This is a genomic window from Rhizobium oryzicola, from assembly GCF_030504645.1.
Lineage (GTDB): Bacteria > Pseudomonadota > Alphaproteobacteria > Rhizobiales > Rhizobiaceae > Neorhizobium > Neorhizobium oryzicola.
This window is the reverse complement of the sequence record NZ_JAUKWQ010000007.1, coordinates 149,456-172,194: the sequence shown is the minus strand read 5'-3', so window position 1 is coordinate 172,194 and position 22,739 is coordinate 149,456. Positions and strand designations below refer to the sequence as shown.

Here is a 22,739-nt window from a genome sequence, read left to right as displayed (position 1 = left end):
ATGAACACTGAAACGGCTCGCCTCGGCGGGCCGTTTTCATTTCTGCAATTGAGAGGATTTCTCAGTCAGCGTCAGTGGCTGACGGTCGTCGCCTTCGGCTTCGCGGGCGGGGCAGCCTTGGCCGGTGCGGGCGGCATGTGATCGTCCTCGGCAGGCGGAGCCGCATGTGAAATGGCCGGAGGCGGTGCGGCCGGTTCATCCGTCGGCGCAGAAACCTTCATGGGGTCGATGCCATCATGATGCGCAGGTGCCGCCGGTTGCTTTTCCTGCGGCGTGTGATCGTCTTGCGTTGCCTTATCAACAACAGGTTCATGAGCTGCTGGGGCAACAGCGGCCACGGCCTTGTCGCCGCCGAAGATCATGGCTTTCATGCGTCCAAAGAAACCTGGTTGCTCCGCCACTGCCGTATGTTCGCCGCTCGGCTGGTTAGGATCCGCCGCATGCGCCACGTCTGTATTGCCGTTAGCGCCGTGGGCTTCACCGCTGGCGGGTGCCTCCTTAGATCCGCCAAAGATCATGCTGGTCAGCGAACTTATGAGTCCGCCACTTTCCTCCTTCGCGGCTGGAGCCTCATGCCCTTCCGCAGGCTTTTCGCCATGCGCACCTTCGGCGGGCTTCTCCTCACCGTGGGCAGCACCTTCCTTGCCCTTGCCTTCGCTCTCCTTGCCGTGGCTTTCGCCGCCACCGTGTGCAGACTTCTCTTCCTTGCCCTTCTTCCCGCCATGGCCCTCGGCAGGAGCGGCAACGACGGGCTGTACGCAATCGGCAGAATCCGTCAGTGATGCCGCAAGCTTTTCCACATCCTCAATGGGCAGATCGCGTCTGAGGCCATAGAACTCACCTTTGGCAGTCGGATTGCCGTCGACGTAATAGGCCGTGAATTTCACATCTGTCGGTTCGGGTGCACGCGACGGGTCCGGAATATAGACAACCTGCGCACCGATCGCGCGCCCACGCATTTCCGACCGCTGCGTCGGGCCCGATTTATCCAGCACCGTGACCTGTACGAGATCTGCCTTTTCAGCAGCCTGTACGGCCTTCGCGACGCGGATAGCCGTCTTTACGCGCGAAACGCCATCGCCATGTTCGGCCATGACGTATTTACGAACCCAATAGCGTTGATCGCGCTTGATTTTTACCTGCTGCAGGGTGGTGCAGGTGAGCCCGTTTACTTCTTCGTAGGAAGGGCCAAAAAACTTGTCGCCTGCAAAATATAGAGCAGCAGCGCCGCTGCCGCCAACGAGGAGGACAACGCCGCCGAAAACCAGCACGAAGGTTCGTGATAGCCGTAATTTTACGCCTTTCACGCCCGGCACTCCGGCATAGTCACCCCACCTTACGCAAAACAAGTCTTAAAACTGGGAGGCATACTGCTTCATTAATCTTGAAGAAGCTTTAACCGATGGCTTTCGAGCGCTCTTCCTACATGCGCCAAATCGTTACACCGACAACCCCCGATAAATATCGACTTCTTATTTAAGCAGATGAATGAACTCTAAAATAATTATAGGAGAAGGACTTGCGTTCGATCATATACGGGCATATACCCGCATGATGTCAAACAACCTCTGCCACTGTATTTTGCTACGCAAGGCGACCCGGAAGGTTTCCGCCTATTATGACGAAGCGCTGGCTCCTTTTGGTGTCAATATCGCGCAGTTCAGCCTGCTGCGAAACATCCGTAGACTGGCACCGGTCTCCCTGACAGATCTTGCAGAGCACGTGGAGCTTGATCGTTCGACCGTCGGTCGGAACACCAAGGTTCTGGCGCGCATGAACCTGCTGCATTTTGCCGGCGGAGAAGATAAGCGCGAGGCGCTCATTTCTATCACGGACAAGGCCAGTTCGCTGCTGAACGAGGCAGGCCCGGCATGGGACAGCGTTCAGGAGATGATCGAAGAGCGCCTCGGTCCAGAGAAAACAGAACAGCTGCGGGATTTGCTGGGAGCACTTTGACGGCCAGTCCCGATCGACAAATTTGTCTGTACCCAATCTCAGGCGGCCCGCTTGAGCCATAACAGGAGGAAAGCATGCTCTCGACATATGTGGCGGGATGGCTCGCACGCCGAAACATCCATTACGGCTGGGTTGCCGCCGCCACCACTTTCCTCACCATGCTGGCAACGGCGGGCGCCATGGGCTCGGCGGGCGTCATGATTCAGCCTCTGCATCAGGAATTCGGCTGGGACATCGCCACGATTTCTTCCGCCATGGCGCTTCGCCTTGTTCTCTTCGGTCTGCTCGGGCCCTTTGCCGCGGCTTTCATGAACCATTTCGGCGTCCGCCAAGTGGTGACAACTGCGCTGACACTGATCCTTGCCGGCCTCGCCCTTTCGATCTTCATGCGGGAAGCATGGCAGTTGCTGGTGCTCTGGGGCGTGGTGATTGGCGTCGGCACCGGCATGACGGCACTGGTTCTGGGCGCGACTGTCGCAACCCGCTGGTTTTCCAAGCGCCGCGGTCTTGTCGTCGGCATGATGACGGCCAGCAACGCCACCGGCCAACTGGTCTTCCTGCCGCTTCTGGCAAGCCTGACGGAAGCCTATGGCTGGCGGGCGGCACTCACCTTCGTCGTCTGCATCATTGCTGCCGCCATGGGCCTAGTCGCCCTTCTCATGCGTGATCACCCTGCCGATCTTGGCCTGCCGGCCTTTGGCGATACCGTTGTCTCCAAACCGCCGAAACAGGACCACAAGCTGCTCGCGACGCTCTATGCGCCCATTGCCACGCTTCGCGATGCCTCTGGCAATCCCACCTTCTGGGTTCTGTTCGGCACCTTCTTTGTCTGCGGCCTGTCCACAAACGGCTTGATCCAGACGCACTGGGTTTCGATCTGCGGCGATTTCGGCATGGCCGCCGTCACGGCAGCTGGCACGCTTGCCGTCATCGGCGTTTTCGATTTCATCGGCACGATTTCTGCGGGCTGGCTTTCCGACCGGTTCGATAACCGCTGGCTTCTGTTCTGGTTCTATGGCCTGCGGGGTCTGTCGCTGATCTATCTCTCCCTGTCCGGCTTCAGCATCTACGAACTCTCCATCTTCGCCATCTTCTACGGGCTAGACTGGGTTGCGACCGTTCCGCCAACGGTGAAGCTCGCCGCCGAGAACTTCGGGCGCGAAAAAGCAGGCATGATTTTCGGCTGGGTGTTTACCGGCCACCAGTTGGGGGCTGCCACCGCAGCCTTCGGCGCAGGCGCTCTGAGGAGCGACTTCGACACCTATATGCCAGCGCTCCAGATCGCCGGCGTGATGTGCCTGATCGCCGCACTCTCCGTCCTGTTGCTGCGCAAACCGGGCTCTGCGACGGCAGTACCACAGGCGGCATGACCCGCAAACAGAAAGGCCCGACCGTGAGACACAGTCGGGCCTTTCATGGTCTTCACACCTGCTGGAGGTCAGGCGGCGGCCAGTTCCTTCTTGACCATGGTGCGCAGCGCCACCAGGTCCTTGGCGAAGGCCCGGATGCCTTCGGACAACTTCTCGGTCGCCATCGCATCCTCGTTCAGCATCCAGCGGAACGTCTTCTCGTCGATCGGCTGATACGGATCTTCCTTGATATTGTCGGGCGAAAGCTTCCGCTCCAGCGTGCCCTCGGCCTTGTCCAATTCGTCCAGTAGAGCCGGGCTGATCGTCAGGCGGTCACAACCGGCCAGCGCTTCGATTTCACCCGCATTGCGGAACGAGGCGCCCATGACGATCGTCTTGATATCATTGGCCTTGTAGTAGTTGTAGATCTGGCGCACCGAGATGACGCCCGGATCCGTCTCGGAGGTGTAGTCCTCACCCGTCGACTTCTTGTACCAGTCGAGGATGCGGCCGACGAAGGGCGAGATCAGGAAGGCCTTCGCATCGGCGCAAGCAACGGCCTGAGCCTTGGAGAAGAGCAGCGTCAGGTTGCAATCGATGCCTTCCTTCTGCAGCACTTCCGCCGCCTTGATGCCTTCCCAGGTGGAAGCCAACTTGATCAGGATGCGGTCGCGTTCGATGCCACGCTCCTTGTAGGCAGCAATAATACCATGCGCCTTGGCAATGGAGGCATCCGTATCGAAGGACAGGTCGGCATCGACTTCCGTTGAAACACGGCCCGGAACGAGTTCCGAAAGAGCCGCACCAACCGAGATTGCGAGACGATCGGCAATCGCCGCGATCACGGCATCCTCGCTCCCGTTCTGGCTTTTGCCCCAGGTTACGGCTTCCTTGACGCGATCGGCAAAGGCCGGCGTGCCGAGCGCCTTCAGGACGATCGTCGGGTTGGTGGTGCAATCCACCGGCTTCAGGCGCGCAACGGCTTCGATGTCACCGGTATCGGCAACCACCGTGGTCATGGAACGCAATTGTTCGAGCTTGGAGGCCATCGGAATTCCTCAGGGTTTTGATCTCAGGGGAAGGATGAGTTCATCCTCCGTTACCAATCATATCTGCGCGCGCCCGCGCGAATGTCAAGGACATTTGCTGATCACATTTGACATTTGTTTCATCCATGCGGATACTCTTGCCCAACACCGCAACAGGGACATGGTTCATTCGCCTTGGCAAAGCTTCGACGCGAAACACATCTGGCCTATTCGGAAGCCGCGTCTTTGAGGCTGCGGGCGGCCTGGCTCTATTACAATCAGGGCCTGACCCAGAAGGATGTCGCCGATCGTCTCGGCATCAGTCGCTCCACAGTCATCCGTATGCTGGATGAGGCGTTGAAACGGTCCGAGGTGCAGATCTGGATCAGTGAAGGTATCGATGACTGCGTGGAACTGGCTGTAAAGCTGGAGCGGCAGTTTGGCTTGGATGAAGCGATCGTGGTGCCGGCACCTCGCGATACAAGCGCGGAAGCCATCGCCTCCGCGGTCGGTCTCGCACTTGGACAATTCCTGACGGAGGTCGTCAGCGACAACGCCACGATCGGCGTCGGCTGGGGCCGCACCATGACCGCCTCGCTTGCCGGCTTCCGTCCGCCACGCCGGGAAAACTGCAAGGTCGTCTCACTACTGGGCGGGATCGTCGCCGTCCACCAGACGAACCCGATCGATTACACCTGGCGGCTGGCGAGCCAGTTGGGTGCCGAATGTTACATGTTCCTGGCGCCTCTGCTGGTGGATTCCGTTGCCACAAAACGCGCGCTGATCGAGCAATGCGGGCTGAAGGCGATCTATGATCTCGCCGATAATCTCGATCTCGCCATCGTCTCCTGCGGCGATATCGGCCCCCATTCGACATCGCTGTCGGAAGGGTTCATCTCCAAGCAGGAGCTGGATGACCTGATCGCCGCCGGCTGCGTCTGCGACACCATGTTCAACTTTCTCGATGCCGAAGGGCGCTCCGTTCAGCATCCCATCAATGAACGGGTGATGTCCGTCGATCTCGATACCCTGAAGAAGGCAAAACACATCGTGCTCTCTTCCGGCGGCGCGCATCGTGCAGAGGCGATCCGCGCCACGATCAAGCGGATCGGCTGCAATACGCTGATTACGGATGAAGGCGCTGCGCGGGAGTTGTTGAGGCTTTCAGCCAGCTGAGCGACGCGATTATTCGCTGCCAAAGTCGGCGGGCAGATGGCGAGCAAGCTCCATCACATCATGCAATACGCGGCCAACGCCAATCATTGAATCGTTCACCTGTCGGAAAAGAATCAGGTGCCTCGGCCTGCGGACGATGCCTGTCTCATGACGGGCTCGATTGCGGCTATGGCGAAGATGATAGCTGAAGATGCCGGTGCTCAATTCCGGACGCGAGAGCACACCGTGACGCCGGCAATTCTCCCCAAGATCGCGCAGGGCAGTGACAAGAAGAAGCTGATAACGAGCTTGTGCGTCATGCCCGAACATCTCGTAGGTCTGCGCGAGAATATGGATAATGTCGCTTTCAGCCGTGGATGAAAGCCGAATGTTGACCATCAGCGATCAGAACCGGAGCGACGCACCTGTGCCATCGCCTGCACACCAAGGCGTTCGATGTGGTTCTCCAGATCGCTACCGGATACATCTGAAAAGCGACCTTCATCAAGATCAGCGAAGCCTATCGCGGCTGCCTCGCGCAAGGCTTTCAACTTCGCGGCCTCGACTTCCTCACGCTGCTCGACCAGTCGCAGGCCTTCACGCAGTACTTCGCTGGCATTCTGATAGCGACCGGATTTCACCAGTCGGTCAATCATGTCCTGATGATGATCCGTCAAAACAACATTGCGCGTGGGCATGGTGGTTTCTCCAAACGAGACGCCATCATAACACCTATTGGCATATTATGCCATATCCACGCCTCACGCCCTTCCCGCTTCCCAGCCCAGAATGGCGCGCTTGCGGGTGAGGCCCCAGTGATAGCCGGTGAGTGCGCCGCTTTTGCCCAGCGCGCGGTGGCAGGGCACCACGAAAGAGATCGGGTTTCGCCCGATCGCCGCGCCCACTGCGCGGCTTGCCGTCGGCTGACCGATATCACGCGCCACATCCGAATAGGTGACCGCCTTGCCGAACGGGATCTTCAACAAGCTCTGCCAGACCCTGACCTGGAAATCCGACCCGATCAGCACGACGCGAAGAGGTTCTTCCCGATGCCAGCGGTCCGGATCGAAAACGCGGGCGATATAGGGCGCGGTCGCGGCCTGATCCGGGACATACTCCGCATTTGGCCAACGCTTCGCCATATCCTCGAAACAGGCATCCCGCCCGCCCTCGTCATCGGCAAAGGCCAAGCCCGCCAGCCCGCGATCGGTCGCCATGACCAGCGCCAGCCCAAAGGGCGACGGATGAAACCCGTAGCGAATGGTGAGGCCTCCTCCCTTTGCCTTCCATTCGCCGGGGCTCATCGCCTCATGGGTGACGAAGAGATCATGCAGACGGCCCGGCCCCGAGAGGCCGACTTCATAGGAGGTTTCCAGCAAAGGCAATTGCTCATGGCCCAGCAGGCGCTTGGCGTGATCGAGCGTCACGGCCTGCAAGAAGGCTTTCGGCGAAAGCCCCGCCCACCGGGTGAACACCTTCTGCAATTGCGTGGGCGACTGGCCAAGCTCATCGGCGATATTCTCCAGCGATGGCTGGTCGCGATAATCCAAGGTGATCAGCTCGATCACCTGTTTGACGATGGCGTAATCCTCGCCTGAGGGCGTGATATCGGTGACGCATTCCGGTGTCGGCGCAAAGGCATTCATGGGCTCATCCTCTCAATGAAGAGAGCATCCCATGGCCGTAGAGAGGATGCCACCCGTTTCTTGCAGCCTCAGATCCGTTGTTTCACCGTCGCCAGCGCCCCGCGAAACGCCTTGGCAAAGCTCTCCCGGTCATCGGGATTGAGGAAGGAGCCGACATCCGTCCAGCGCCCCTGCCCCGTGACGATCATGGAGGTGATGCCGAATTCCTGGTGGCGGCGCACCCGAAACCGGGTCCAGAACGGATTGAAGCGATGCTCCACCATGCGCCCGGCGGGCGAGAACTTGCGGATGGAGACATGGGTGCGCGAGATCGTGACTTCCTCGCGGGCGCGGGCCGCCCGGTAATTCAGCCAGAAGGCGCCGTAGAGGAGAACGAAATCGAGCCCGAAAAAAAAGCCGATGGGCCAGGCGCCTGTCGCCATGAAGAAGGCGCCGTAGAGCAGGCAGATGCCACCGGTCAGCAACAGCAGCACGCGAAAACCCTTTCGCCCCAGCGAGCGATAGGGCGTCAGCTCCGCCGCAAAAACGGGCTGCTCATTGATCATCTCAGCGTTGCCTTCCATGCTGCACCTGTCATAGAAACGATATGGCAACTTCCAAGACACAATCCCACATGCAAACTTCGCAAAAGTCAAATGGCGCGGCGAGAAGCCGCAGGCATGCCCGTAGCGCCTATAGCAAGGCGGAACTGGAAGAAATCTTCCGTCGCTTCAGCATTCAGCGGCCGGAACCCAAGGGTGAGCTGGAGCATGTGAACCCGTTCACGCTGGTCGTCGCCGTGGCGCTTTCCGCACAGGCAACCGATGTCGGCGTCAACCGCGCCACCCGCGACCTGTTCAAGATCGCCGGTACGCCGCAAAAGATGCTCGACCTCGGCGAGGAAGGGCTGATCCAGCACATCAAGACGATCGGGCTTTATCGCAACAAGGCGAAGAACGTCATCGCGCTGTCGAAACTGCTGCTGGATGAGTTCGGTGGAGAGGTCCCGAAGACCCGCGAGGAGCTGATGCGCCTGCCGGGCGTCGGCCGCAAGACGGCGAATGTTGTCATGTCCATGGCCTTCGGCATTCCGACGCTGGCAGTCGATACGCATGTGTTTCGCATCGCCAACCGCATCAAGATGGCGCCGGGCGCGACGCCGGATGCAGTTGAAGACAATCTGCTGCGGGTCATCCCGAAGCAGTACCTTTTCCATGCGCATCATTGGCTGATACTGCACGGGCGCTACACCTGCAAAGCCCGCAAGCCGGAATGCGAGCGATGCGTGATTGCCGATCTCTGTCGCTATCCCGCCAAGACCAACGACGTTCCCGCACTGCTGGTCGAATTACCCGCGCAGATGATTGGGGCGGAGGCCTTGCACGAGAGCGAATGACGGGTCGCGCCTTGTCAGCGCCTTGTGCAGATGCACCATCAGGCCCGCAGCAAACAGCGGCGTCAACAGGTTGAGGATCGGGATTGCCAGGAAGCCGGCAATCAGCAGGCCCGCCATGAACACGGTCGCACGGTGTTTCTCGCGAAACTGCCTTGCCTCCTGCGGCGAGCGGAAACGCGTTGCGGCGAATTCGAAGAATTCCCGTCCCAGCAGATAGCCGTTGACCATGAAGAAGGCGATCAGGTTGACGCCGGGAATGAAGAGCAGCAACAGCGCGACGATGTTGCCGACGATCACCACCCCGAGAAACTGGATGGAACCGAGCATGGCCTGCCCGATTGGCATGGCAGCACCTGCAGGATCGGAAGCGTAATCGCGCTTCTCGATCACCTCTGCCACATCATCCAGAAACAGGCCCGCAATCAGCGCTGTCACCGGCGCGATCAGTAACGCAAGCCCGAGCGCCAGACCAATGCAGGCGAGCAGTGCAAAGACGAAGGTGAGCCAGCCCGCCCAGTCCGGCACGGTTGGCAGCAGTTCTGCAAAATAGGGCCAGACATAGCCGATGAAGACGCCGCGTAGCGCGAACCAGAGGCCGATCAGAACGAGGACGGTCAGCCCCAGCACCTTCCAGAAGACCGAGCGGGTTTCCGGTGCCAGAAGATTGGCAAGCGAAAGACGGGCGGCATCGAAAATCATGTCGGGCGTGGCTCCGCAAGCTGTGTTGACCCCTGATGTAGGTGGCAGGCCGATCTCCTACAAGCGGGCCGAAAGCCTTACAGGATAGCCTCAAGCTCGGCCCTATGCCGATGCATGGCGAGGAAGCGCCGGTAGTCGCGATCATAGCCCGCCCGCCGCGTGGCATCAGGCATCTGCACACGCCCGCCCTGGTCCATTGCCGCCCCCGCCTGCGCCAGATCGGCATACAGACCGGCCGACACCGCGGCCACCATGGCAGAGCCCAGCAGCACGGCATCGCGGGTGGCCGGCACCCGCACCCGGCAATGGGTGACGTCGGCGCAGAGTTCCACCAGCAGCGGATTGTTCACATGCCCGCCCGCCAGATGCAGCGTGTCAGTGACATAGCCATAGCCCTGCATGGTCTCCAGAATGTGGCGCAGCCCGAGCATGATGGCGACGCAAGTACGCCAGTAGACACGGCAGAGACCGTCAAACGACGTATCCAGCGTCAACCCGCTGATGACGCCCGTTGCCCTTGGATCAGCCAGGGGCGAGCGGTTGCCGTGGAAATCCGGCAGGATGTGGATCTCATCCCCAAAGCGGCTGCCTTCGATGGATCGCAATTCGCCGATGCGCCGTACAATGCGGTCATGCAGATCCGAGGTCGGCTCGCCACCGGCGGCATGCATGCGCACCACATGATCGAGAAGCGCTCCCGTGGCAGATTGGCTCCCCTCTACCAGCCAATGGCCCGGATAGCCCGCTTCGAAATAAGGCCCCCAGAGACTGCGGCCTGGAAGCGGCGCTTGCGAAAAGGCGACAAGACAGCTGGAGGTGCCGCCGATCAGGGCGAGATTGCGACCCAATTCGCCCGTGTTCGCCGCGGCACCCAGAGCCCCAAGTGCACCCGCATAGGCGTCGATCAGACCGGGCGCGACGAGGCAACCGGTATCCAGCCCCAGTTCTGCAGCAGCAGACGGTGTAAGAGGACCAATCGCAGCGCCAACAGGCTGGGCACGGGGCGGAAGATTTCCGCGTTCAAGCAGATCCTCAAGGCCCGCCTGCCGCAGGAAATCCCCATTCCAGCCCTCCCGCTCATGCGCCAGAAAATTCCATTTGGCCGTCAGCGTGCATTGCGAACGGGCGGTAGAGCCAGTGGAGCGCCAGGTCAGAAAGTCCGCAAGATCGAAGAGGTAGCCGATCCGTGCCCAGCGATCAGGCATGTTTTCCTTCAGCCACATCAGCTTGGGGATCTGCATTTCCGGCGACAGCGAACCGCCGGAATATTGGAGAACGGGGTGGCCGGTCGCACTCAGGCGGTCCGCCTGTTCGATGGCGCGGTGATCGAGCCACACCACGGTGTCGAATTCATCGTCGCCAACGACAGATATGGAAAGAGGGCCGCCCTCCAGGTCGCGAACGACCAGCGAGCAGGTGGCATCAAAGCCGATGGCCGCCACCTGTTCTGCGCCGATACCCGCCTCTTCCGAAGCGGATTTCACCGCTTGACAGGTCGCAGACCAGATATCCTCGGAGGAATGTTCGGCATGCTGGCCCGGCCCACGTTGCATGCGGATGGGAAACCGAACCTTGGCCAGCAAACGGCCATCAGATGTGAAAATCCCTGCGCGCGCGCTGGTCGTCCCGACATCGACCGCGACGAAGTGGTCACGCATCCGTTTCGCTTTCCATCCCTTACAGCCGCGTCTCAGTCTGGACCGAAGGACGACCGTCTCTCTCCACGTAATTGCCGACAAGGTGGATCAAATCCGCCATTGCGTCAAATTCGAGATCCGGTTCAAGCGCCAGAATATGTTCCCGATATTCCGGCCGATCGGCATGAGAGCCGCCGGTAAAGGCAAACACGGACATGCCTGCCCGCTTTGCCGCCTCGATGCCGGCGGGACTATCCTCGATCACGATGCAATCGATTGGGTCGGCGCCCATTTCCCGCGCCGCGTGCAGGAAAAGGTCCGGCGCGGGTTTGCCGTTTTCCACCATGGACGCACTGAAGATATGTGGTTCAAGCAGATCGAGAAGCCCGGTCAGACCGAGCGATAACCGGATGCGTTCCGGCTGGCTGGAGGAAGCCACGCAACGCCGCCAAGGCATGGCCTTGAGCGCTTGGCCAATGCCCTTAATTGGCGCAAGCTCACGGCGGAAACGATCATAGAGATCGACCCGCATCGCCTCGAGAAACTGATGGTCCGCATCAATGCCGAAATCTGTATCCAGCACCGAGATCATGTTGGAAAGGCTGCGACCCAGAAAACGCTGATAGGCCTCCGCCTCATCCATTTCCAGGCCGTGCTTGCGTAGTGCATCGATCAACACGCGAATGGACAGGGGCTCGCTATCAACCAGCACGCCGTCGCAATCGAAGATGACCAGCGGATCCTTCACGTCTTTCCTGCCCTATAAAGCATCGTCCAGATAGAGCTGGAGCGTACGCGCCGTGCCCTCGCGCCACAATGTCTGAAGCGCATGCGCAAAGCGATCCCTGAAATGTTGCGAGCCTGAAACCGCACCGAAGATTTCATCGAAGCCCAGGAATGCCGCCGGATCGTCCTTGGCCTGCAACGCGGCAGCGTGAAGTTTTTCGGCGCTGGCATCGTTGAAGGTGATGGGTTTACCGCTGTCGCTGGTACCAGCGAAATAACGGCACCACAGGGCAGAGACCAGCGACAGGCCCTTGATGTCCTGCCCCTGCCGAAGCCGATCGACCGTCGAGGGCAGGATGAATTTCGGCTGCCGGTTCGAGCCATCCTGCGCCAGACGCGGAATCGTGTCGCCGATCTTCGGATTGAGGAAACGCCGCTCGATCAGCTGGTAGTAATCCTCCAGGCTGGTATTCGGAACCGGCGGCACGATCGGGATGATCTCTTCCTTTTCCAGCTTGGCGAGGAAGGCGCGGATCAGCGGATGCTCCATCGCCTCGTGAACGAAATGAATATCCAGCAGCGCTGCCGGATAGGCAATCGCCGCATGCCCGCCATTCAGGATGCGGATCTTCATGAGCTCATAGGGCGCAACGTCGGGCACGAACTGCACGCCGACCTTTTCCAGCGCGGGGCGGCCTGCCGGGAACTTGTCTTCCATCACCCACTGCTTGAATTCTTCGCAGAAGACCGGCCAGTTGTCGTCAATCCCGAACTCAGTTGCCAGGAGGTCGATCTCCCGCTTGCCGGTCGCCGGCGTAATGCGGTCCACCATCGAGTTCGGGAAAGCGACATTCTCATGCACCCAGGCTGCAAAGGCCGGGTCGGACAGCTTTGCCAGACCGCAGACGGTGTTCTCCGTGACATGGCCGTTGCCGGGGATATTGTCGCAGGACATGACGGTGAAGGGCTGGATTTCCTTGTCACGCCGTGCCTTCAGGCCAGCGAGGATCAGGCCGAAGACGGTCTTCGGTTGATCGGGCGATGCGGCATCCGCCTGGATGGCCGGATGGTTCGGGTTGAAATGGCCCTCCGCGTCGATGAAGTAGCCGCCCTCGGTGATCGTCATGGATACGATACGGATTTTCGGATCGGCAAGGGCAGCAATGATCGCAGAGGCATCCCCAACCGGCAGGATGTCCACCATTGGCGCCGTCACGCGCGCCGCCGTCTTGTTGTTGTCCTGCTCCACGACCGTGGTCAGAAAATCCTGCGCCGCCAGCTTGTCGCGCATGGCCTGATCGGAGGGGAGGATGCCCGCGCCGATGATGGCCCAGTCGTGATCCGCGCCGGTGTTGAAGAGATCATCCAGATAGATCGCCTGATGGGCGCGGTGGAAATTGCCGACGCCGAAATGGACGATACCGCCGGAAAGCTTTTGCGGATCATAAGCGGGAATGGTGGCCGTCTTCGCGGCATCACTCAGGGTGGAAAGAGACAGTTTGACAGTCATGATGTCACGTCCTGGAAAATGAAATTAAATCGGGGAACGGGGCGCCGAAACCCAACCGCCGCGGAAGATATCTTCGCCCCCTCACCCCGCCTCCGCTGCGCTTGGTGGACCTCTCCCCGAGGGGAGAGGAGAACGGAGACCTTGCCGTATGTCCCTTCTCCCCTTGGGGAGAAGGTGCCCGAAGGGCGGATGAGGGGGTTCTTACGGCAAACCCATTTTCGAGTGATGGCGGGCAGAGAAATCGCATGTCCCCCTCAACTCATCCAGTTGCCGCCGTCGACATTGTATGTCTGGGCGACGATGTAATCGGCTTCGGGAGAGGCGAGAAAAACGGCCATGCCGGTGAGGTCTTCAGCGGTGCCCATGCGGCCGAAGGGAACGGCCTCGCCGACCAGTCTCTTCTTCTCACCGCGCGGACGGTTCTCGTACTTTGCAAACAGCGCATCGACGCCGTCCCAGTGCTCGCCATCAACAACGCCGGGCGCGATGGCGTTCACGTTGATGCCGTGCTTGATGAGATCGAGGCCAGCCGACTGGGTGAGTGAGATGATCGCCGCTTTGGTGGCGCAGTAGATCGCCACCAGCGCCTCGCCGCGACGACCAGCCTGGCTTGCCATGTTGATGATCTTGCCGCCCTGGCCCCGTGCGATCATGGATTTTGCAACCGCCTGCAGCATGAACAGCGAACCGGCGACGTTGATGGAAAAGAGCGTGTCGTAGCTTTTCCGAGTAATCTCCACGATCGGCGCCATATCAAACAGCGCCGCATTGTTGATGAGGATGTCGATGCCGCCGGTGCGTTCCTCCACGGCCCGCACCGCCGCATCGATCGACTCCTGGCGCGTCACATCCAGCTCGACCGCATAGGCTTTCTCGCCGATCTCGCTTGCCGTCTGGCGCGCACGTTCCAGGTTGATGTCGGCGATAGCGACGCTCGCCCCTTCCCGCACGTAGGCTTCCGCAAAGGCGCGGCCGATGCCGCGTGCGGACCCGGTGATGATGGCGGATTTGCCCTGAAGTCGCCCGCTCATAATGCAAGCCCCTTGTCATCGAAGCGATGCAGCTTGCTTTCATCAGGCGTCAGGTAGACGCGGTCGCCGTGGCGCACGCCGAACTCGCCGCCCGCTCGCGCCGCCAGCAGGCCCACACCCGGCACATCCACATGCATGAAGGTGTCGGAGCCCAGATGCTCCGCCACGGTGACCGTGCCCTCCCAAGTGCCGGCATCCTTCGACAGGCCGATATGTTCGGGACGGATACCGACGGTCTTTCCGCCCTTTGCCTCGGCATAGGCGCCGGTGATCAGGTTCATGCGCGGCGAGCCGATGAAACCGGCAACGAAGAGGTTGGCGGGCTTGCGATAAAGGTCGAGCGGCGAGCCCACCTGCTCGATATTGCCGCGATTGAGCACGACGATCTTGTCGGCCATGGTCATGGCTTCCACCTGATCGTGCGTGACGTAGATCATCGTGGTCTTCAGCTGCTGGTGCAGTTCGCTGATTTCGAGACGCATATTGACGCGCAACGCCGCATCAAGGTTCGACAGCGGCTCGTCGAACAGGAAGGCACTCGGCTGGCGCACGATGGCGCGGCCGATCGCCACGCGCTGGCGCTGCCCGCCGGAAAGCTGGCGCGGTTTGCGCTCCAGATAATCGGTGAGGTTCAGCACGCGGGCGGCATCCGCCACCTTGCGGTCGATCTCCGCCTTGTCGATACCCGCCATCTTCAGCGGAAAGGCGATGTTGGAGCGCACGCTCATATGCGGATAAAGCGCATAGGACTGAAACACCATGGCAAGCCCGCGTTTGGCTGGCGCAGCATCCGTTGCGTTCTGGCCGTCGATGATGATGTCGCCACCGGAGACATCCTCCAGCCCCGCAATCAGGCGCAGCAGCGTCGACTTGCCGCAGCCGGACGGGCCGACGAAGACGACGAACTCGCCGTCATTGATATCGAGATCGATCGACGGAATGACCTTCGCTTCACCGAAGACCTTGGAGACATTGCGGAGGGTGATACTTCCCATCTTCGTTTTCCTTGAATGACCGTCGCGTTACTTGACTGCGCCGAAGGTGAGGCCACGCACGAGTTGCTTCTGGCTGAACCAGCCGAGGATCAGGATCGGTGCGATCGCCATGGTGGAGGCCGCCGAAAGCTTTGCGTAAAACAGACCTTCCGGGCTGGAGTAGGAGGCAATGAAGGCCGTGAGAGGTGCTGCGTTCGACGTCGTGAGGTTCAGCGTCCAGAAGGCTTCGTTCCAGGCCAGGATGACATTGAGCAGCAGCGTGGAGGCAATGCCCGGCACCGCCATCGGCGTCAGCACATAGATGATTTCCTTCGCCAAGGAGGCGCCATCCATGCGGGCAGCTTCCAGGATCTCGCCCGGAATTTCCTTGAAGTAGGTGTAGAGCATCCAGACGATGATCGGCAGGTTGATCAGCGTCAGCACGCTCACCAGCCCGATCCGCGTATCGAGCAACCCGCCGTCACGAAACAGCAGGTAGATCGGGATCAGCGCGCCGACCGGCGGCATCATCTTGGTCGACAGCATCCACATCAGCACATCCTTGGTGCGCTTGGTGGGCGCAAACGCCATGGCCCAGGCGGCCGGAATGGCGATCAGAAGACCGAGGATGGTGGAGCCGAGCGAGATGGTCACCGAGTTCATGAAGTGCAGGAAGTAATCAGACCGGCTCTGCACTTCGGCGTAGTTCTCCGTCGTCCAGTGGAAGAAGAATAGCGATGGCGGTGTGGCGACCGCCTCCCCTTCCGTCTTGAAACTGGTCAGGAAGGTCCAGAGGATCGGGAAGAAGATGACGATGCCGAGCGTCCAGGCAATGGCGCTCATGACTAACTTGCGTTGGGTGGAAACCTTGCGTGCCATGGTGGTATCACCCCTCCAGATTCTTGCCGATGAGGCGCACGAGGAAGATCGCAACGATATTGGCGAGCACCACGGCCACAATGCCGCCGGCAGACGCCCCACCAATGTCGAACTGCAGAAGCGCCTGCGCATAGACGAGATAGGTGAGGTTCGTGCTCTGCGTGCCCGGCCCGCCATTGGTGGTCACAAGGATCTCGGCAAAGACGGAGAGCAGGAAGATCGTCTCGATGAGAATGACGACGGTGATTGCGCGCGCCATATGCGGCAGCACGATGTAGATGAAACGGGACACAAAGCCGGCGCCATCCATTTCGGCGGCCTCCTTCTGCTCCTCGTCCAGGGACTGCAGGGCGGTCAGCATGATCAGCGTCGCGAACGGCAGCCACTGCCAGGAGACGATGATGATGACGGAGAGAAGCGGCACGCTCGCCAGAAAATCGATCGGCTGAAAGCCCATGGCCCGCGCCAGCCAGCCGAACAAGCCGTTGACGGGGTTCATGAACATGTTCTTCCACACCAGCGCGGAGACCGTCGGCATGACGAAGAACGGCGCGATCACCAGAATGCGCACGATGCCCTGGCCGAAGATCGGCTGGTCGAGCAGCAGCGCAAAGGCAATGCCGCCGATGATGGTGATGGCGAGAACCCCGCCGACCAGGATCAGCGTGTTCGACAAGGCGTCGAAGAAGGCCGGGTCCGTCAGGAAGAACTGGTAGTTCATGATGCCGGCGAATTCTTCCGTACCGGGCATCAAGAGATTGTAGCGCAGCAGCGAGAAATAGATCGTCATCGCAAGCGGCACGATCATCCAGGCAAACAGCAGGATGACGGACGGCGCCATCATCAGCCTTGCTGCCGAACGGGTGTGGGTCGTCGCCATTTTGGCCGCCTCTTGTTCCGTTGAACTGATTCAGAACCTCCCCTCTGGCTGCCGCCATCTCCCCCTTGAAGCGGGGGAGAACCTCGCAGCACCCTCCTGCCCCGAATGAACCACACGGACAGTGCTGCGGGTTAAGTCCCTCCCCCTTGTGGGGAGGGGTTGGGGAGGGGTTTTATTTACAAGACCAAGATCTCCTGATCCCCTCTCCCCGCGCGCGGGGAGAGGGTTAGGGTGAGGGGCAAATGCCACCCACCCTCCCGGGAGTTACTTCTTCGGATAACCGGCCTTCTTCATCTCGCGCTCGGTCAACTGCTGGGCGCTCTGGAGCGCCTGATCAACGGTGACCTGACCGGCCAGTGCTGCGGAGAACTGCTGGCCGACAGCCGTGCCAATGCCCTGGAATTCAGGGATCGCCACATACTGCACGCCCTCATACGGCACCGGCTTGACGGTGGGCTTCTTCGGGTCGGCAGCGTTGATGCTGTCGATGGTCATCTTCGCAAACGGCGCGGCCTTCTGGTAATCCGCATTGGCGTAAAGCGAGGTGCGCGTGCCCGGAGGAACGTTGGCCCAGCCATCCTTCTCGGCCACCAGCTTCAGATAGTCCTTGCTGGTTGCCCAGGAGATGAACTTCTGAGCCGCTTCCACCTTCTTGGAGCCGGCGGGGATGGCGAGGTTCCAGGACCACAGCCAGTTGCCGCGCTTGCCAAGGCCGGTATCGGGGGCCAGCGCAAAGCCGACCTTGTCTGCAACCTTGGATTCCTTCGGGTTCGTCACGAAGGAGGCAGCCACGGTCGCATCGATCCACATGCCGCACTTGCCGTTCTGGAAGAGCGCCAGGTTTTCGTTGAAGCCGTTGGAGGAGGCACCGGGAGGGCCAGCGTCCTTCATCAGCTTGACGTAGAAGTCGAGCGTCTTCTTCCACTCCGGCTGATCGAACTGCGGCATCCAGTTTTCATCGAACCAGCGCGCGCCAAAGGCGTTTGCGGTGGCCGTCAGGAAGGCCATGTTCTCGCCCCAGCCAGCCTTGCCGCGCAGGCAGATGCCGTAGGTTTCAGAACCCTTGTCGGTGATCTTGCGGGCAGCATCGGCAATGAAGTCCCAGGTCGGCGCATCCGGCATCTTCAAACCGGCTTTGTCGAACAGGTCCTTGCGATACATCACCATCGAGCTTTCGCCGTAGAACGGTGCGGCATAGAGCTTGCCGTTGACGGTCAGGCCCGAGCGGATCGGCGGCAACAGGTCATTGGCATCGTAAGCGGCATCGCTGGAAAGCTTGTCGAGCGGCGCCAGCCAGCCCTGCTTGCCCCAGATCGGCGCTTCGTAGATGCCGATCGTCATGATGTCGTACTGACCGCTCTTGGTCGCGATATCGGTCGTCACACGCTGACGCAAAACGTTTTCTTCAAGCGTCACCCACTGCACGTCGATGCCCGGATTCTTCGCCTTGAAGTCATCCGTCAGCTTCTGCATGCGGATCATGTCGCCGTTGTTGACGGTGGCAATGGTGAGTGTTTCTGCGGACGCGATGCCGCAGAAGGCCAGCGCGGACACCGCGCCGAGCAGAACTGTCTTCAATGTCATATCTTCCTCCCAGAAGAATGTAACGAGCATTCGCCTAGCTCGTGGGCAAATACTCGTTAACGGAGGAAAAATGTCAAGCGGGATTCGTCGCTGCGATGCAGCGACGAACGGTTAACCAATTGAAACTAGGTGAATATTTTTTGCTCAGCCAGCGAGCAGGTGCTCAGCTGTCAGCTCGTCGGTGATCAGGCCATTGATCATCTGGCCCCTGAGAGCGGCTCGGATTGCCGTTTCCTTGCGGCTTCCCAAGGCTACGCCAAGAACAATGGAAGTGTCACGCGGAGGAATGGGAACGCTGGCGACCCGCTCATTGATCGGATTGTCAAATAACCCACCATCACGATCAAACATCCAGCCGCAGATTTCACCCGCAGCACCGAGCTGCATCAACCGTGTCATTTCATCCGGGGCCAGGAAACCATCCACGCAAAGCGGCGCATCCACACCCAGTTCGCCGATTCCGACAAAGGTGACATTGGCCTGGGCACCCAATTGAAGCGTGCTGTGGACGACCGATTGGGCGTGCAGCGCCTGCCGCTCCTCGGCGGAAGAACAAAGCACGGGCAGCGGCATGGGGAAATGCCGTGCCTTGATGGCATCAGCCATGGAAAAGATCACGTTATAGTAGGCGGCCGACCCGTCGGGGCCGATATTGCCGGTCAGCGACACGATGCGGTGCTGCGGGCACTCCATCGGCGCCAGTTGATCGACGGCTGCCTTCAGCGTTCGTCCGGTGCCGATGGCCAGAATAATGGGATCGGTCTTCTTCAGCCAGCGCTCGATTTCGGCTGCGGCGGCCTGGGCAATGCCGACGGTCGAGGAAACGGCGCCGGGATCGGTCGGCACGACTTCCACCTGCTTCAGCCCATACTTTTCTTCCAACTGCACGGCCAGTTCCAGGCAGGCAGAAATGGGATGATCAAGCCGAACCTTGATAAGACGCTCCGCCACGGCAAGCGACACCAGACGCTGGGCGGACTGCCGGGAAATTCCCATAGCGGAGGCGATCTCGTCCTGCGTTCGGCCAGCCACATAATAAAGCCAGCCGGCGCGCGCGGCGTCATCCAGCCGGCCCTGTGAATCAGACTTTCTCGACATAAGTGCGCCCTGTCATTCCTTGCCGGTGCAAGTGCTGCCATGTTTGGCAAGCCCGTGTCAAACCGCGGAAACCAGGGGAGCGGCCCGCCATTTAACGCGGGCCGCTATTGCTCAAGCCACCTGCACCAGGTGCCCCGGCGAAACTTCCCGGTACTGGCGCACCGGCGGCACATAGTCCGCTGGGCGCACAGGGCTCTTGATCTCATCGGTCGCGAGATTTCGCTTGATGTTGCGGCGGGACGGATCCGGCACCGGCACCGCCGCCATCAGCTTTTTCGTGTAGGGGTGGTGGGGGTTATCGAAGACGGCTACGCGGGGTCCGATTTCGACGATTTCACCCAGATACATCACCGCTACTCGGTGGCTGACGCGCTCCACGACAGCCATGTCATGGCTGATGAACAGGTAGGCCAGATTCAGGCTTTGCTGCAGATCGAGCAGAAGATTGCAGACCTGCGCCTTAATGGAAACGTCCAAAGCCGAAACGGCTTCGTCAGCCACGATCACCTTCGGGTCCAGCATCAGCGCCCGGGCAATGGCGATACGCTGACGCTGACCGCCCGAGAATTCATGTGGGTAGCGCCCCATCATATCCGGCGACAGGCCAACCTTCGTCAGCAGATCGGCAGCCTTGTCGCGCGCATCGCGGCGGCTTCCCAGATTGTGTTCGATGAACGGCTCCATCACCGCCGAACCGACGCTCATGCGCGGATTGAGGCTGGCGAACGGATCCTGAAAAACCATCTGCACGGAGCGGCGCATTGTGCGCAACGTCGGACGATCGAGGCTCATGACGTTGTAACCGTCCAGAGTCACCTCGCCGCTTGTTGGCTCGATCAGGCGTGTTACGGAACGACCGGTCGTGGACTTGCCACAGCCGGATTCACCCACCAGCGACAGGGTCTCGCCGGCGAACAGTTGGAAATTGACCTTCTCCACCGCATGGACCGCGCCGGACTTGCGCCCCAGCAGGCCGGAGCGGATATCGAAACGGGTGGTCAGATCCTTCACATCCAGGATCGGCGTCAGCGACTTGTCGACCGTGTCGACGGCGGCTTCGACCGGCTTCGCCTCTCCCGTCTTCACATCGATGATCGGAAAGCGCTGCGGCAAATCGAACCCCTTCATGGAGCCGAGCTTCGGCACGGCTGAAAGAAGTGCACGCGTATAGGGATGTTGCCCGCGATGAAAGATGTCATCCGTCGCGCCGGTTTCCACCTGCTCGCCACGGAACATGACGATGGTCCGGTCGGCGATCTCCGCCACCACGCCCATATCGTGGGTGATAAAGAGAACGGACATGCCCTCCTCTTCCTGCAGGACCTTGATCAGGTCAAGGATCTGGCCCTGGATGGTCACATCGAGCGCTGTTGTCGGTTCATCCGCGATCAACAGCTTCGGCTTCGAAGCGAGCGCCATGGCGATCATCACGCGCTGGCGCATACCGCCGGAAAACTGGTGCGGATATTCGTCGAAGCGCCCCTTGGCATTCGGGATACGCACCTTTTCCAGCAGGCGGATCACCTCCGCCTTGGCATCGGCAGCCGAAATATCCTGGTGAACCGTCAGCGCTTCCGCGATCTGCTTGCCGATCGGAAAGATCGGATTGAGCGAGGTCATCGGCTCCTGGAAGATCATCGACACGTCATTTCCGCGAACGCGCCGCATCTGCTCCTCAGGAAGCGATAGCAGTTCCTTTCCGCCGAGCGTGATCTTGCCTTCGATCTTGCTCGACGCCTTCGGAAGAAGTCGCATGATCGAAAGTGACGTGACGCTCTTGCCCGAACCCGACTCGCCAACGATGGCGACCGTCTCTCGGGGCGCGATGGAAAAGTTCATGTTGCGGACGACGGATTTCCATTCGCCGTTGACCCGGAAGGATGTGGTCAGATTTTCGACAGAGAGAACCGGTGTCACCGATCCACCCGTCTGTTCCGATAGTGTTGCCGACAGAAGCACCAAACTTCCCCTTGTTCTGTTTTGTCCAGGCCGCTCAAGCCGCCAACGCGGTTTCTGCCAGCGTTACCCAATAGCTGATACCATAGGGGATCGCTTCGTCATTGAAGTCATAGGCTGGATGATGAAGATTTGCGCCTTCTCCAATGCCAAGGAAGATGAAGGCTCCGGGCCGGGCTTCGAGCATATAGGAAAAGTCTTCCGCTCCCATCTTCGGTGCAACGTCGGCATCGACGCGATTGCCGCCGGATACATTCGCCGCGACCGAAGCGGCAAAATCAGTCTGGGCCGGGTGGTTGACCGTCACCGGATAGCCCCGATGATAATGCACCTCGGCGACGGCGCCATGCGCCATGGCTGTGCCCTGCGCGATCTCCACCAGGCGCTTCGCCGCAAACTCGCGCACTTCAGGGTCAAGCGTACGGACTGTCCCCGTCAGCTTGACCTCCATCGGAATCACGTTGTAGGCATCACCACCATGAGTTGTCGTGACCGATACCACGACGGATTTCAGCGGATCGACGCCACGCGAGGCAATCGACTGCAGTGCAATAATCACATGAGCCGAGGTCAGAACCGGATCGATGGATACATTCGGCTGGGCCGCATGGCTTCCCTTACCCTTGATGATGATGTCGAAACTGTCCGCCGCGGCCATCAAACCACCCTTGCGAAGCGCAAAATCACCCAATGGCACGCCCGGAGAATTGTGGAGGCCGTAGACTTCCTTGATGCCGAATTTCTCCATCATGCCATCCTGCACCATGGCAAGACCGCCGCCGCCGCCCTCTTCCGCAGGTTGAAAGATCACGGCGACGGAACCGGCGAAGCGGCGCGTCTCGCAGAGATATTTTGCAGCACCGAGCAGCATGGCGGTATGTCCGTCGTGGCCGCAGGAATGGGCCTTGCCCGGTTTCTTCGAAGACCAGGGCTTGCCGGAATCCTCCAGGATCGGTAGCGCGTCCATGTCGGCCCGCATACCGATAGTCGAACCATCTCCCAGATTTCCTTTGATAATCCCGACGACGCCGGTCTTGCCGATACCGGTTTCGACGACATCGCAGCCGAAAGACTTCAGCTTTTCCGCGACGAACGCCGACGTCTCATGCACGTCATACAGAAGCTCGGGATTTTCATGAAGATGGCGCCTCCAAGCCGCAACTTCCTCTTGCATTTCTGCGGCGCGATTCAGCACTGGCATTGACTGTTCCCCGTTGCTATTCTGTTGTTCCAGCTGGCTCAATGAACCGATATTG

General features: G+C 60.1%; 22 protein-coding genes. 4 read left to right on the top strand and 18 right to left on the bottom strand.

Annotated features, from left to right (window positions below; translation table 11 throughout):
- Positions 1-71 precede the first annotated feature (71 nt).
- A complete protein-coding gene (locus tag Q2T52_RS19695) occupies positions 72-1,307 on the bottom strand; it encodes an ICP22 family protein (protein WP_302078541.1) in 1,236 nt (411 codons plus the stop codon).
- A gap of 247 nt (positions 1,308-1,554) precedes the next feature.
- On the opposite strand from Q2T52_RS19695, the gene Q2T52_RS19690 reads away from it, so the two are divergent.
- Positions 1,555-1,956, top strand: coding sequence for a MarR family winged helix-turn-helix transcriptional regulator (locus Q2T52_RS19690; protein ID WP_302078577.1), 402 nt, complete (start codon positions 1,555-1,557; stop codon positions 1,954-1,956).
- Positions 1,957-2,030: 74 nt separating this feature from the next.
- The gene (locus Q2T52_RS19685) at positions 2,031-3,326 is read left to right on the top strand and encodes an MFS transporter (protein WP_302078540.1); all 1,296 of its coding nucleotides are present in this window, start codon (positions 2,031-2,033) and stop codon (positions 3,324-3,326) included.
- 68 nt (positions 3,327-3,394) lie between these two features.
- Here the strand turns inward: Q2T52_RS19685 and tal are convergent, their stop codons facing one another.
- Entirely contained in the window at positions 3,395-4,354 is a 960-nt protein-coding gene (tal, locus tag Q2T52_RS19680; protein ID WP_302078539.1) for a transaldolase, read from the bottom strand.
- A gap of 174 nt (positions 4,355-4,528) precedes the next feature.
- Between tal and Q2T52_RS19675 the strand changes: the two genes are divergently transcribed.
- Entirely contained in the window at positions 4,529-5,509 is a 981-nt protein-coding gene (locus Q2T52_RS19675; protein WP_302078537.1) for a sugar-binding transcriptional regulator, read from the top strand.
- Between the two features lie 9 nt (positions 5,510-5,518).
- Here the strand turns inward: Q2T52_RS19675 and Q2T52_RS19670 are convergent, their stop codons facing one another.
- The 4 genes from Q2T52_RS19670 to Q2T52_RS19655 form a co-directional block, all read right to left on the bottom strand.
- On the bottom strand, positions 5,519-5,887 hold the full coding sequence (locus Q2T52_RS19670; RefSeq protein WP_302078536.1) for a type II toxin-antitoxin system RelE/ParE family toxin: 369 nt from the start codon (positions 5,885-5,887) through the stop codon (positions 5,519-5,521).
- Positions 5,887-6,186 carry a type II toxin-antitoxin system ParD family antitoxin gene (locus Q2T52_RS19665; RefSeq protein WP_302078535.1) on the bottom strand — a complete coding sequence of 100 codons (300 nt, stop codon included), beginning with the start codon at positions 6,184-6,186 and terminating at the stop codon, positions 5,887-5,889. The genes Q2T52_RS19670 and Q2T52_RS19665 overlap by 1 nt, the downstream gene beginning before the upstream one ends.
- A gap of 63 nt (positions 6,187-6,249) precedes the next feature.
- Positions 6,250-7,134: a bifunctional helix-turn-helix domain-containing protein/methylated-DNA--[protein]-cysteine S-methyltransferase gene (locus tag Q2T52_RS19660; RefSeq protein ID WP_302078534.1), complete on the bottom strand. Its 885-nt coding sequence runs from the start codon at positions 7,132-7,134 to the stop codon at positions 6,250-6,252.
- Between the two features lie 68 nt (positions 7,135-7,202).
- Entirely contained in the window at positions 7,203-7,697 is a 495-nt protein-coding gene (locus Q2T52_RS19655) for a DUF2244 domain-containing protein (protein WP_302078533.1), read from the bottom strand.
- 23 nt (positions 7,698-7,720) lie between these two features.
- Between Q2T52_RS19655 and nth the strand changes: the two genes are divergently transcribed.
- Entirely contained in the window at positions 7,721-8,509 is a 789-nt protein-coding gene (gene nth / locus Q2T52_RS19650) for an endonuclease III (protein WP_302078532.1), read from the top strand.
- Here the strand turns inward: nth and Q2T52_RS19645 are convergent.
- From Q2T52_RS19645 to Q2T52_RS19590, 12 genes are all read right to left on the bottom strand, one after another.
- Positions 8,462-9,208 carry a sulfate transporter family protein gene (locus Q2T52_RS19645; protein ID WP_302078531.1) on the bottom strand — a complete coding sequence of 249 codons (747 nt, stop codon included), beginning with the start codon at positions 9,206-9,208 and terminating at the stop codon, positions 8,462-8,464. The genes nth and Q2T52_RS19645 overlap by 48 nt on opposite strands.
- A gap of 77 nt (positions 9,209-9,285) precedes the next feature.
- Positions 9,286-10,866, bottom strand: a complete 1,581-nt coding sequence (locus tag Q2T52_RS19640) for an FGGY-family carbohydrate kinase (protein WP_302078530.1) — start codon at positions 10,864-10,866, stop codon at positions 9,286-9,288.
- Between the two features lie 19 nt (positions 10,867-10,885).
- The gene (locus Q2T52_RS19635) at positions 10,886-11,593 is read right to left on the bottom strand and encodes an HAD family hydrolase (RefSeq protein WP_302078529.1); all 708 of its coding nucleotides are present in this window, start codon (positions 11,591-11,593) and stop codon (positions 10,886-10,888) included.
- Between the two features lie 12 nt (positions 11,594-11,605).
- Complete coding sequence (locus Q2T52_RS19630; RefSeq protein WP_302078528.1) at positions 11,606-13,081, bottom strand: mannitol dehydrogenase family protein; 1,476 nt, start codon at positions 13,079-13,081, stop codon at positions 11,606-11,608.
- A 254-nt stretch (positions 13,082-13,335) separates the two neighbouring features.
- A complete protein-coding gene (locus Q2T52_RS19625) occupies positions 13,336-14,112 on the bottom strand; it encodes an L-iditol 2-dehydrogenase (protein WP_302078527.1) in 777 nt (258 codons plus the stop codon).
- Positions 14,109-15,107: an ABC transporter ATP-binding protein gene (locus Q2T52_RS19620; RefSeq protein WP_302078526.1), complete on the bottom strand. Its 999-nt coding sequence runs from the start codon at positions 15,105-15,107 to the stop codon at positions 14,109-14,111. Before Q2T52_RS19620 ends, Q2T52_RS19625 begins: the two co-directional genes overlap by 4 nt.
- A 27-nt stretch (positions 15,108-15,134) precedes the next feature.
- On the bottom strand, positions 15,135-15,965 hold the full coding sequence (locus Q2T52_RS19615) for a carbohydrate ABC transporter permease (RefSeq protein WP_302078525.1): 831 nt from the start codon (positions 15,963-15,965) through the stop codon (positions 15,135-15,137).
- Positions 15,966-15,972: 7 nt separating this feature from the next.
- Positions 15,973-16,845 (bottom strand): carbohydrate ABC transporter permease, encoded by an 873-nt coding sequence (locus Q2T52_RS19610; protein WP_302078524.1) that lies wholly within the window; start codon positions 16,843-16,845, stop codon positions 15,973-15,975.
- Between the two features lie 264 nt (positions 16,846-17,109).
- Positions 17,110-18,429 (bottom strand): ABC transporter substrate-binding protein, encoded by a 1,320-nt coding sequence (locus Q2T52_RS19605; protein WP_302078523.1) that lies wholly within the window; start codon positions 18,427-18,429, stop codon positions 17,110-17,112.
- Between the two features lie 144 nt (positions 18,430-18,573).
- Positions 18,574-19,527, bottom strand: a complete 954-nt coding sequence (locus tag Q2T52_RS19600; protein ID WP_302078522.1) for a sugar-binding transcriptional regulator — start codon at positions 19,525-19,527, stop codon at positions 18,574-18,576.
- A 111-nt stretch (positions 19,528-19,638) separates the two neighbouring features.
- A complete protein-coding gene (locus Q2T52_RS19595; RefSeq protein WP_302078521.1) occupies positions 19,639-21,486 on the bottom strand; it encodes an ABC transporter ATP-binding protein in 1,848 nt (615 codons plus the stop codon).
- A gap of 34 nt (positions 21,487-21,520) precedes the next feature.
- Positions 21,521-22,684, bottom strand: a complete 1,164-nt coding sequence (locus Q2T52_RS19590; RefSeq protein WP_302078520.1) for a M20 aminoacylase family protein — start codon at positions 22,682-22,684, stop codon at positions 21,521-21,523.
- Positions 22,685-22,739 lie beyond the last annotated feature (55 nt).